This window comes from Pediococcus damnosus, from assembly GCF_001437255.1.
Lineage (GTDB): Bacteria > Bacillota > Bacilli > Lactobacillales > Lactobacillaceae > Pediococcus > Pediococcus damnosus.
On record NZ_JQBD01000064.1, the window covers coordinates 1 to 11,950 of the forward strand.

The 11,950-nt window shown below is 37.9% G+C and carries 13 protein-coding genes; 9 read left to right on the forward strand and 4 right to left on the reverse strand.

The window, feature by feature from the left end; genetic code table 11:
• Window positions 1-92: 92 nt before the first annotated feature.
• Both IV84_RS07820 and IV84_RS07825 read right to left on the reverse strand, forming a co-directional pair.
• Window positions 93-920, reverse strand: coding sequence for a hypothetical protein (locus tag IV84_RS07820; RefSeq protein ID WP_046871581.1), 828 nt, complete (start codon window positions 918-920; stop codon window positions 93-95).
• 154 nt (window positions 921-1,074) lie between these two features.
• Window positions 1,075-2,067, reverse strand: coding sequence for an ROK family protein (locus tag IV84_RS07825; RefSeq protein WP_046871582.1), 993 nt, complete (start codon window positions 2,065-2,067; stop codon window positions 1,075-1,077).
• Window positions 2,068-2,364: 297 nt separating this feature from the next.
• On the opposite strand from IV84_RS07825, the gene IV84_RS07830 reads away from it, so the two are divergent.
• Window positions 2,365-3,228, forward strand: a complete 864-nt coding sequence (locus IV84_RS07830; RefSeq protein ID WP_046871583.1) for a DegV family protein — start codon at window positions 2,365-2,367, stop codon at window positions 3,226-3,228.
• 84 nt (window positions 3,229-3,312) lie between these two features.
• Here IV84_RS07830 and IV84_RS07835 read toward each other — a convergent pair whose 3' ends face one another.
• Window positions 3,313-4,155 (reverse strand): aldo/keto reductase, encoded by an 843-nt coding sequence (locus IV84_RS07835; RefSeq protein ID WP_056986368.1) that lies wholly within the window; start codon window positions 4,153-4,155, stop codon window positions 3,313-3,315.
• 492 nt (window positions 4,156-4,647) lie between these two features.
• Between IV84_RS07835 and IV84_RS07840 the strand changes: the two genes are divergently transcribed.
• Window positions 4,648-4,902 (forward strand): GlsB/YeaQ/YmgE family stress response membrane protein, encoded by a 255-nt coding sequence (locus tag IV84_RS07840; RefSeq protein WP_046871585.1) that lies wholly within the window; start codon window positions 4,648-4,650, stop codon window positions 4,900-4,902.
• Between the two features lie 453 nt (window positions 4,903-5,355).
• Here the strand turns inward: IV84_RS07840 and pnuC are convergent, their stop codons facing one another.
• Window positions 5,356-6,123, reverse strand: a complete 768-nt coding sequence (pnuC, locus tag IV84_RS07845; RefSeq protein WP_046871145.1) for a nicotinamide riboside transporter PnuC — start codon at window positions 6,121-6,123, stop codon at window positions 5,356-5,358.
• Window positions 6,124-6,350: 227 nt separating this feature from the next.
• On the opposite strand from pnuC, the gene IV84_RS07850 reads away from it, so the two are divergent.
• From IV84_RS07850 to IV84_RS07880, 7 genes are all read left to right on the forward strand, one after another.
• The gene (locus IV84_RS07850; protein ID WP_046871144.1) at window positions 6,351-7,370 is read left to right on the forward strand and encodes a YdcF family protein; all 1,020 of its coding nucleotides are present in this window, start codon (window positions 6,351-6,353) and stop codon (window positions 7,368-7,370) included.
• Between the two features lie 37 nt (window positions 7,371-7,407).
• Complete coding sequence (locus IV84_RS07855) at window positions 7,408-8,322, forward strand: hypothetical protein (protein ID WP_052694475.1); 915 nt, start codon at window positions 7,408-7,410, stop codon at window positions 8,320-8,322.
• Between the two features lie 182 nt (window positions 8,323-8,504).
• A complete protein-coding gene (locus IV84_RS07860; RefSeq protein WP_046871143.1) occupies window positions 8,505-8,774 on the forward strand; it encodes a hypothetical protein in 270 nt (89 codons plus the stop codon).
• 13 nt (window positions 8,775-8,787) lie between these two features.
• The gene (amaP, locus tag IV84_RS07865; RefSeq protein WP_046871142.1) at window positions 8,788-9,357 is read left to right on the forward strand and encodes an alkaline shock response membrane anchor protein AmaP; all 570 of its coding nucleotides are present in this window, start codon (window positions 8,788-8,790) and stop codon (window positions 9,355-9,357) included.
• Between the two features lie 10 nt (window positions 9,358-9,367).
• Window positions 9,368-9,562 (forward strand): DUF2273 domain-containing protein, encoded by a 195-nt coding sequence (locus IV84_RS07870; protein ID WP_046871141.1) that lies wholly within the window; start codon window positions 9,368-9,370, stop codon window positions 9,560-9,562.
• A gap of 76 nt (window positions 9,563-9,638) precedes the next feature.
• Window positions 9,639-10,184 carry an Asp23/Gls24 family envelope stress response protein gene (locus IV84_RS07875; protein WP_046871146.1) on the forward strand — a complete coding sequence of 182 codons (546 nt, stop codon included), beginning with the start codon at window positions 9,639-9,641 and terminating at the stop codon, window positions 10,182-10,184.
• A gap of 176 nt (window positions 10,185-10,360) precedes the next feature.
• Window positions 10,361-11,896 carry an AcpB/EbpR/MafR family transcriptional regulator gene (locus tag IV84_RS07880; protein WP_046871140.1) on the forward strand — a complete coding sequence of 512 codons (1,536 nt, stop codon included), beginning with the start codon at window positions 10,361-10,363 and terminating at the stop codon, window positions 11,894-11,896.
• Window positions 11,897-11,950 lie beyond the last annotated feature (54 nt).

Here is an 11,950-nt window from a genome sequence, read left to right on the forward strand (position 1 = left end):
TATTACCAACAACAGATATTGTAGAACCAGAATAAAATCCAAAAAGCGATCAATTCAGAAAATGCTGAATTGATCGCTTTTTTAGGCCAAATTTAGTAAATGAAGATATTAAAACACGTTCCTAAGAATTGTTTGAAAGTTTTGTGTACCCGCGCACCATTTTTGGTAAAATTTTTGAGAACGTAAATTGGCTGATTGTGGGCGTCTTTAAAATAGAATACAGCCTGTTTTGAAGGAGACTCTTGAAGTGGCCAGTAAAATGGCAAGGATTCGAGTGAGGGTAACACAGCTAGATATTCAAACTGGTGAGAAAAATTCATTTGAAGAAATTTTTGAATAGCGGAAATATCATAATTAGTGGCTCGCCGAAAACCATAATGGCCTTCCGTAATGTGGGTTATTTTTTCCCATTGGTTTTGTTTTGAGTTTGGAAGCTTGGCAATCGCGTGGGTTAGATTGTCCGTTGCGGATAGTTGCGTAATAATTAGCGAATGATGATTATTTATTTTATAGGCATAGCCTGTTTGGAGTAGCCGATTGTTTTTCTGAAATTGTGCGAATAAGGTACGAATTTTAGTTTCCCGAACGAGTTTTTCAATGAGTTCATAAATAACGGCGAGTTCCCAAATGGTTACACACCAATATAAAATTGAAGTTGGTTCAAAAGTAAAAGGAATTGTTAGCAAAACACTGAGTTGAGGTACTAAAAGTTTAAACAGTGTCCCAATTGAAATCCCAGCACCAAACGCAAGCGGGGCAAGAACAACGAGTCCAGTAATGTACAGAAGAGGGCCAAGCCAAGCTACTACACGAGGAATAAGTGCATAGTTTATAAAAAGGGCTCGTTTGAAAACATGGAAGTTTTGAAAATTTTGGTGAAAGTCTTGTTGTAGTGCCGTCCGTGAAGTGGGATGTGTCATAAGGTTAGCCTTTCGTTTTCAATTTATTAGACAGTAGAAATGTGGGGAAATTATGGCAATAAATTATATTTAAGGTCAACTTTACCATAAATGCGGCCATTAAAAAATGGGATGTAGCATCATCCCATTGTAGTTACTTCTTATTTTTAAAATGTTACTCGTTCGATGGATCAGAAGAATCCTTATTATCGGGATCTTCGTTTGAAAGATCCTGGATCAATTCCTCATCGTTCAGTTGTAATAGTAGGTTGTAAAGAGCACCATAAAGGGTTGCGTCACTCTTGAAACTAGCCGTTAAAATTTCTGGTGCGGATAAAGATTTTCGTAATAGTGAGTTTTCATCAAAGAGCAACTGTAATTGGTGTTTAATTTCTGGAACAAGGATACTTTCACTACTGATGCCACCACCAATCACAAAGCGGCTGAGATCCAAAATAGATTGAATGTTTAAAATAATATACGCAATTCGGCGACAGTATTGTTCAAAAATGTGACGTGCCTGTTCATCACCATTTTGAATGGCCTTAAAAACGCGCATACCATCTGTGCGATCGTTAAAATCGAGAGCCGTGGCGATGTCGTCAATCATTTGAACGGCGGATCCAGCGGTGAACATTAAATTATTAGGATCCTCTGCAGGTCCGTTAATTTGAGAAAGCATAAAGCCAAGTTCGCCGCCTTGAATATTAGATCCATGCCAGAGTTCACCATTTAACACAATACCGCCTTCTACTGAATTACCAAGGATAATCGCGGCTCCGTTTTTAATATCTTTCAAGTTTCCTAGCCAGAGTTCCGCCAAGGCCGCCGAATTTCCACTATTTTCCATACTGACGGGTAACTCGTAACGGCTACTAATAATTTTGCTTAGGCTTAAGCCATGTAACATAGGAAGAGAGCCACCGTAATAGATGATTTGTTCTTTTTGATCAATTTTTCCGGGGACACTAAAGGCAACCCCCTTAATGTTTGGAAGAACTTCATTAATGACTGCATAGATTTTTTTTAAGAAATTATTCACGTTATCACGTGGAGTTGTGAATTGAGACTTTATTTTTAAATTGCCACTGTGATCGATTAGCGCGTACTTTGTGTAAGTTGCGCCGATATCAATACTTAGGTAATCTTTTTCTGGTTTGTATTTCATTGATAATTGCTCCTCTGGGGTGATTAATGCTATTATATCGCAATTGGTAGCGATGTCACAATTTGAATTTATTTTCCTGAAATAGTGGATGTTGTTGGTGCTTGTATTCGTGATTCTTTACATAAAGAACCGATTTTTTAAAAAGCCGATTAACAATAACTCTATATTCAATTTAGTTGAAATATGACTAAAAAGCTAATTTTTCGGGCTCGCCAGCAGATTTCAGTTGCTATTCTCGGATAACGCTTTATACTTAATAGTAATTAATATGCGCAATTAAACAGCAGGGAGAAATGTATGAAAACAGCAATTGTAACGGATAGTTCAGCTTATCTTAGTGATCAGCAAGTTCGCGAAAATGACATCATTGTCGTTCCAATTACAGTGATTTTTGGTCAAGAAACATTCTTGGAAAATATTGATATTGATGACCAATTGTTTCATGAAAAGTTGCAAACTTCAGGAGTGATGCCATCAACAACCCAAATTACTTTGGGGCAGATGCAAGAAGTGTTTGATAAACTAATTGCTCAAAATTATGATGAAGTGATTTGCATTCATCTCTCTAGCGGAATCACAAGTTTTATTGAAAATCTAACCGAGTACGCTAAAACCATTACAGAAATTAATGTGATCCCATTTGATTCAAGGATGACCAGTCAGGGTGAGGCCAACATGGTGTTACTGGCTGCAAAGTTGCGTCAAGAGGGAAAAACGGGTAAAGAAATTGTCCCAGTTTTAGAGCACCTTCGCGAGACAACTAAGGTTGATTTTATGGTCGATAATCTGAGCTTTTTAATGCGCTCCGGTCGAATTACCAATCGCTCTGCCATTATGGGAAATTTGTTACGCATTAAACCCATTTTGGATATGAACGAAAAAGGCCAAATTGTCATTCAAAGTAAGGAACGCACACGTAAACGAGCACTGCAAAAAGTTTTGGAAAATTTGCATTCTGATTTAGATCGGGGTGCTGAAGAGTATCGAGTTTCCATTATCTATGGGATTGATCATGACTTAAGTGCTAAATGGGAGGAAACGATTCAGCAAGAGTTTCCTGCTGCCCAATTTGAAAGTAACCAATTAGGACCAGTTATCATGTCACACACTGGTGAAGAAATCGTGGGTGTGATCTGGGGTAAAGATTGGGAAAAGATGTAAATGTAATGGTATGTTAAAGCAAAATAAAAAGTTGGTAAACTCAAATCGCTGAGTTGCCAACTTTTTTGATTTTTAGAAAGAATTTTAGAATTCTTCATATACCGCAGGATCTTGGTTCTTGTTTCGGCCATCAGGGCAATCCAGATTAGTAATTGCGGTCATTTCTTCTTCGTTTAATTCAAAATTGAAAATGTGTAAGTTTTCCCGTTGACGGACAGTTGAACTTGATTTGGGAATTGGTAGAACCCCCAGCTGAATTTCCCAACGCAAAATGACTTGTCCGACGGATTTATGATGGGCATCAGCAATTTTTTTAATAACGGGATCTTCTAATACGGCACTTGCGCGGCCTAAAGGACTCCAAGCCTCGGTAACAATATGATGATCAGCATCGTATTTGCGTTGTGGTGCCTGTGAGAAATAGGGATGCAATTCAATTTGATTGACAGCTGGAACTACTTCAGTTTCATCAATCAAACGATCAATGTGTTCTGGTAAAAAGTTAGAAACTCCAATAGAACGAACTAATCCCCATTTTTGGGCGTCAATTAAAGCTTTCCATGCTTCTACATAATGATCTTCTTTGGGGTTTGGCCAATGAATAAGGTAAAGATCAAAATATTTTAGACCAGTTTGGTAGAGAGATTCTTGGATATTTTCTAAAGCTTCAGTATATTTATGATGACGCCCAGGTAACTTGGAAGTAATCATGATTTGTGAACGGGGAATATCACTTTGGCGAATTGCTTCACCTAAAGCACCATGATTTTCATAATTGTAAGCCGAATCTAAAGCGCGGTAGCCATTATCTAGGGCACTACGAATGGCGCTTACCCCTGTGGCACCGTTTAATTTATAGGTTCCAAAACCGATTTGTGGAAAAGCAGTTCTGTCGTTAAATTTAATTTGTGGTATTTTATGACTCATATTGACATCTCCTAAATTTAAAATGATTGGCTAAATTAGTTAATAATGAAAGCGTTCTATACTTTTAGCATAAGCTAAATTAAGTTTGCATGCAAAAAATAACTTCGAAACTTAGTGAAAGACCAAGGAATTAAAATATGCAAATTCAATGTGGTAAATAGCGAAGCATTGATGTTAGGCGGTAAAACAGTCTGATTGTGGGGGCTACCTGCACTGCAATTGGGTTAACTTAGCGATCAATAGTTTTCGCTAAAGTTGTAAATTAGTAATATTAAATAGAAGTATTCTGAAAAATAGTCTAGATACTTTTATCTATCATAAGTAATAAGAAATGATAATAATAAGCATTAAACTTGTAGAAAACCGTCGGACTTTGCTAAGCTAATCTTGTAAACAAGTCCCATATTACATGGTGAAGTGTTTATAGTAGCAACTAAGTGATCACTAGTTGATGTTGTTGGGATTTACACAAAAATTAAAGGAGTGAGCAGCATGTTTGGATGGCTATGGGCTTTAATTATTGGTGGAATTATCGGAGCAATTGCGGGTGCACTTACGAGTAGAGATTTACCAGCGGGATGGATCGGCAATATTGTCGGGGGTCTGGTCGGAGCATGGCTAGGTCAATCCTTACTGGGCACGTGGGGACCACAATTAGCAGGAATGGCATTGGTTCCTTCTATAATCGGAGCAGTGGTGGTTGTATTAATCGTTTCTGCACTTTTTGGGATGAGAAAGACAAAGTGAATAAAAGTGAACGGAACAAGTCGCTAAGATACTGATAAATAAGCAGAGCGGAGGCGGGATCGCATCCCGCTGGTAGCTCTGCTTATTTATCAGTATCTGACTTGTGAAGTTGTCCTGCAGCCTAGTGGTGGAAAAGAGTCAAAGGCAGAGCGGAGGCGGGATCGTATCCCGCTGGTAGCTTTGCTTATTTATCAGTATCTGACTTGTGAAGTTGTCCTGCAGCCTAGCGGTAAAAAAGGAGTCAAGTGCAAGGCGGAGGCGGGATCGCATCCCGCTGGTAGCTCTGCTTATTTCTCAGTCCCTGACTTGTGAAGTTATCTACTGTCCAGTAAGGATATAACCAATCAAAATTTGGTTAGCATGTTTCGGTTTATACAAATATTCTCAGATTATATATGTTAACAAAAAAACGCCCTTTCAGCTAATTAACTGAAAAGGCGTTTTTTAGAATAACTATGCGTGAGCATGAGTTACATTAGAAGTTGAGTCTTCGTTGTAACTTGATTCTTCTTTGATAAGACGAGCACGTTCTTTTTTGTTGTACCATGGAGATGTCGTAAATGCCAAAACATCGTTAATTAGATAGATTGAGCTGTTTACAAACATAGCAAGTGTTGCTGATCCTTGGCGGAATGAGATGAACCAAAGAACCATTTGGGCAAGCCCGGAAGCAACCCACCAGAAGTACTGATTGTTGAAACGTAAGAAGCAAATGACACCAGCGGTTAAACTGATTGAAAAGCTGATGGCATCAACCCAAGGACGTGGATCGTTGGTGAAAGTTCCAATTAGGGATCCAGAAACGAAATAAACAACGATCGTAGCGGCGATGGCGATAAACCAAGTTTTGCCAGTAAACTTACGGATTTTAGAAACCATGTTTACATTCCAGTTAGCACTTAACAAAACTGGTAAATCAAGAGTTACAACGTAAGCCAGCTGTTCAGCCATACTTAGGTAGTTTTTTGCGGCCAAACCAGTCACAATAAAACAAATTGCAGATAAGATTCCTAACCAACCGTTAACAGATTTGGCGGCGTTGATTGCTAAAATACATAAAACGCCTAAAGTAGTTCCGATAAATGTTGTGATTGTTAAGGCAGTGATTGGTGAACTAACCAGGTTCATAATTTGACAACCTAAACTAAAGAAAAATAAATAGTAATTTTGTTGAGGCCATCCCTTTAATTGGTGACCTAAAAAGTGTAAGTAATTAGACATTTGCTTCTCTTCCCCTCTTGTATCTATGTATATGGCCATATACTATATGTTCTAATTTCGAAATCCGACAACACTATATATTGTATCTCGAAATTAAATAAATGAAAGGGTTGAATTTAAATTTCTTTTGATGTATGACAATAATCACCCCAAAAGCCGGCGAGGTTTAAACTTTTCTTTTGACCGTTAGATCCTTAAAATAGAGTTAAGAAAGCGGGGTGCTTGGGATGAATTTCAGTTATTGGGGCAGTATCTGTTTGGCCGTTTTTGTGACACTGTGGTTAACCGATCGAAGACGTTTTTTAAACGGATATTTTTTTACGGCCAGTGCAGTCTGCTTTTTTATCGCGGGGTGGCAGTGGCTTGAAGTCACCCAGGCACCGTGGATGCAAGCCTTATTGGTGATGATCAAATTGACGTTTACGATCATTACGCCAATTGCCTTAATCCTTTTCGCGTTGGCCTGTATTATTTATAGTCGCCGATTAGTCCGTGAGACTGGTGCGCATCTCGAATATCGGTTGCCTGAAATAGTTGGATTTATCATTTTGGGAATTCTCGTTTTCACGCTGCTTAATTTGTTTGTCTTCCATAATTCTGCCATCTGGATTCTATTGGGTTTATTTTATGTCTGGATGGCCTACTTTATGATTGGTTTTATTTCATATGCGGTGGCCTCACTATTAGATGAGCTGCCGGTCCATTATTCAGTAGATTTCATTGTCATCCTTGGCGCAGGGCTATTACCAGATGGGACAGTGTCCAAAATTTTGAAGAAACGCTTGGACAAAGGAATAAGCACGTATCGAAAACAGCGAAAACGTGGTATTCATCCGCAATTTGTTGTTTCAGGTGGGCAAGGAACTGATGAAATTAAGCCTGAAAGCCAAGCAATGAGCAATTATTTAATAGAAAAGGGAATTTCAAGTACCCAAATCATTCAGGAAAATAAATCCAAATCAACTTATGAAAATATGCGAAATTCACAAGTCTTGATGGTTGAAAAGAAGCCATTTTATCGAGCTATCTTTGTAACCAGTAGTTTTCACGTTTTCCGAGCTGGACTGATTGCCAAACAATTGAATTCAACAATGACTGGAATCAGTGCCCCAACTTCAATGCATTATTTACCATTTGCGGCTTTTCGGGAATATCTGGCTTTAATTGTGATGTTTAAAGGAGCTAATCTAGTTGCTCTGATTGTGACAACTGTGGGTTATTTGATTTATTGTTTAATAATTCATTGAACTAACATGGTATAATAGTGATAAGGAGGAGACAATTATGACCTTGAAATTAAATCTTAAAAAAAGTTTTACTAGTTTAATTGCGGTATTGATGCTAATTTCGTTAACTGCATGTGGTACAACAAGTAAACAAAGTGGAAGTGCGAAAAGTTCTTCTGTTTCGTCAACGTCCGAAAAGTCTAATCAGCAAAAAGCGGCAAGTTTATATAAAAAAGCGCAAAAACAAATTGAAGATAAACAAAGCGAGGATGCTTTAGCTACATTAAAGTCAGCTCAAAAACTTGATGAAAATAACGGAAAAGTGGCCGAACTGTTATCAAAGGTTCAAAACTATTTGAACGCTAAAGATGCACTGAATGATGGGGATACAAGTTCAGCAAATTCTAGTTTGGCCAAGGTTACATCTGGACAGACGAATAATGCAGCGCTAAACTCACAAGCAAAAGATTTAGGAAATCAGGCAACCCAATTACAGAACGCTAAGAAGTATTATCAAAATGCCTACGATGCGTTATCCAATGGTTATTACGAGACGGCAAGAGCTGATTTGGCATTGCTTAATAACTTATCATCAAGTATTAGTGGTGTTAAGTCCTTGCAAGATCAGGGTAAGGCTTTAACTAACCAGATTAATTCAATGGCCAGCAATTCCTCTTCTAGCCAAAGTTCTAGCGAAAGCTCGACAAGCAGTTCGTCTGCACAGCCAGCTGGTAATTTAACGGATACAAAAACGGATCAAGTAATTACTTCATTCCAAAACGCAGCGGGGATCAAAAGCCAAAGCGGTCTGTCATATGGGGTAAATCAATTAGGAAACGGTTATTATCAAATTGAAGTTCGTCAAAATAATCCGTCAAATACAGTTGGTAGTTTGACCGGAATTTATCGATATAATTCACAAACTGGGAGTGTTTCAAAGCTAAACACAATTTCTGGTAAATATGAAAAGTAATTAATAAAGTAATCAAAGGTCCTGAACTAGGTTATCTAGTTCAGGATTTTTTTGACGAATTTTTTATATTTTTAATGAAGTGATACTTATAATTTACATAAGAAAGAAATGAGCATTTTTCTGTTAATGGGCTTTTCTTTTCGATATGCTTAATTTATCAAACAGAGAAGGAAGTGAAGCCAATGGCACCAGATTTGAAGGATCCTCGTTATCTGGATCATGAGGATGGTTTTGATAAACAAAATCAGGACACTCCCGTACTTCAGGACAAAATGGTTCCCGTTTCTGATTGTAGTGAAAGCAGTTATCGAGGAAATCATAGGTTAGCGAGCCAGCGTGCTGACCATCCAGTAGCGATAGCACCGGTTTATAATTTCTTAGCTTCAAGTGAGGCAAGTTATGTGACCGCACAAATATACGGAGTCGCGGGTGGAGAAGCCATTAATCTATGAGGAGGACAAAGTTATGAACAAATGGTCTAAAACGTTCCTCATTATTTGTTCGCTAGTGCTTCTGCTGCTTAGCTTAGTGATTGTTTCACTAACGTGGCCATGGGGAACCAGTTCGGCATTCTTGTACGCAATTAGGGAATTCTTTTTCGCTAATTATTATGCGCATATGACGCTCTTTTGGTTAGGGATTGCAGTTGCGGCTGCCTCGGTGATTGCAATTATCGTTGTACTATTTGTACCACATAATAAGACAACGTTTAGGCTGAAAGATGACCGAGGAAAATTAACGATTCATAAGAAGGCAATTGACGGCGTTGTCCGTTCAATGCTTAATGAAAAGGATTTTATCGGATCTCCTAAAGTCAACACAACGGCAACTAACCGAAAGATTCATGTGAACGTTAGTGGTGATATCAAACGAACTTCAGCGTTGGTGGATCACATGGAAGAATGGTCAGCAAGAGTAGAAGAGCGTGTGCGAAATCTGGTGGGCTCCGATCATAATGTCAAAGTGAAGGTGAAGCTGGAACGCTATCAAAAAAGAGGCAATGCGACATCTTCCGGACAGCCCCGGGTAGAGTAGGAGGATGCAAATGCAAACATTTATTGATAAATACAAGCTTCCCATCATTGGTGGCGTCATTGGTTTGATACTGGCAATTTTGCTAGTCACAATCGGATTCTTTCAAACCCTGTTACTGGTAGTTTTGGTGATTTTGGGCGCTGCGGTGGGAATGTATGTAGATAGAACCAAATTATTGGAAAGATACCTAAACAACAAAAACTAGGAGGAAACAAATTATGACAGACAAAAATGTAATGCAACCAAATGGTAAAAACAACTTCTCTAATACAAATAATTCAATGAACTCAGGGCGTCCAACGCCACCACGGCCAAATGATCACAAAACTGATTCTTCTGTCAAAGGTGAATTAACCTATGAAGATAAAGTGGTACAAAAGATCATTGGCATTGCTTTAGAAGAAATTGATGGCTTATTAACAGTTGATGGTGGCTTTTTCTCAAATGTTAAAGACAAATTGGTTAATAATGATGATGTCCGTGCTGGCATTAACACGGAAGTCGGTAAGAAACAAGTTGCCGTTGACATGGATATCGTTGCTGAGTATGGCACAGATATTGAAGATATCTTCGAACAAATGAAACGTGTCATTACGCGTGAAGTGAAAGAAATGACCCATCTCGAAGTTATCGAAGTTAACGTGAACGTGGTTGATGTAAAAACCCGTGAAGAATACGAAGCAGACAGCGAAACTGTTCAAGATAAGGCAATGAATGCCGCCGATAAGACCGGTGATTTTGCCTCACGAAAGACAGAAGATGCCAAACATGCGATGAGCAAGGGGCGACACAAGATTGACGAAAAAACAGAACCTCGGGTTGAATAGAAATTAATTAAGGGCTGTGAACAAAATTTTGTTTTGTTCACAGCCTTTTTTTGTGGCATTTAAAATGTGACGAAATGATCACAAATAAATTACTGATGTAAGCAATACCATTCCTTATGTTACAGTATATAAGGAGTATGTAGGAATTAGTAATTAACCGTTGAGGTGAGAGAGAAATGAATAAGGCGGATTTATTAGAAAAAACGCAACAAAGTTTATTCAAAATAATGGAAATCCTTTATTTAAGTGATGGTTCAGTTTCAAAACAAACTTTAGCTCAAAAATTAGATTTATCTCCAGCCACCTTGAAACGTTATTTAGATGATCTTCAGGTAGACGTTCAACCGCTAATTGATGAAAAAAAGATAACGTTTTGTATTGGTGCCAATACGGCAGAATTTAAATTGATTCAGAACTTTGCTCTTGATGATTGGATTTTTCGACTGTATCTAAAAGACGCGCCTAAATTTCAAATTTTAATGTACATCTATAAGCACGGTAGTATGGATAGTTATCAATTGCAAGATGACTTGAATATGAGTGAGGCATCATTGTATCGGGTGATTAAACAACTTAATAAATTGCTGAAAGAATTTGAGTTAACTATTCATAACGGTCACTTGCAAGGAAGCGAGTTGCAGGTTCGTTTTTTCTATTACATACTGTTTCAACTAACCAATTATTTTCCGCCTAAAAAAAGTTTTGCCATTGATAAATTTGTGGATGGCCTCCAAAGTGAACTGCATTTTTATTTTCATTCAGAGGCAGTCCACAGAGTTGATTCTTGGTTAATCATTTCGCAACAACGACTAGGCTCACAATCAGTTATGGATAGTGAAATTCCAAAGCGAGTTCGAGAACTCTATCAGAAAAACGAATTGTATCAACAGGTCAGCAAATGTTACAAGCAGGCTTTTCACATGCGGTCGGCTACCAAAGAACAATTTGAAATTGAAGCCTTCTGTGTCATGTTGATTAGCATGTCGGTCTTTAATAGTAAGACCAATGTGGCTAGACGTTTCTATGATATTTATAACTCACAAAAAACGCAATTAGCAGACCTGGTAGAGAAAATGAATCATACGATTACGAGTACTCTTAAAATTAGTCGGCATCAATGGCCATTCGAATTAATGAAATTGGTTTTTGACATTTGTGCTCGTCCATTTTGTTTTACGGGGGACCTTGCCCATATGGATGAGATTTATAGTGAGTATTACATGACGCATTTCTTTTCACAGGAGGCTCGTTTAGTGGTCAAGGAGCTGATGCAGATCTTTAAAAAAGAGCCATCTACACCGTTTAGCCAATTTATTAAACAAAATGAAAATTATTTTCAACGGCGGCTATTATTTGTGATTCGTGATTTTCGTTATCAGCAGATAAAAGATATTGATATTGGCGTAGATACAACGTTTGATTATTATATTAGTCAGATGGTAATTGATCAAGTTCGGCAAATTTTTAAAAAGGATATTCGAGTGAACGTGACCTATTATCAGCCCGGGAATGCTTATGATTTGGTTTTAACGAATTATCATGAAGAGCCGTATGATGATACAGACTATACTTATTGGCTAACGAATTTAGGGACTATTCATGATTTAGAGATGATCAAAAAGATTGTAGAGAAAAATTTTTATGCGGAAACTCCAGTTCATCATTTGATGTTGAAACAACCAAATAAATTGCATAATACTAAAAAGTGGTAATTATCAAATCAGATAATTAACGCTTTTTTAGGTGCGCCCGGCATGGGCGCTAAC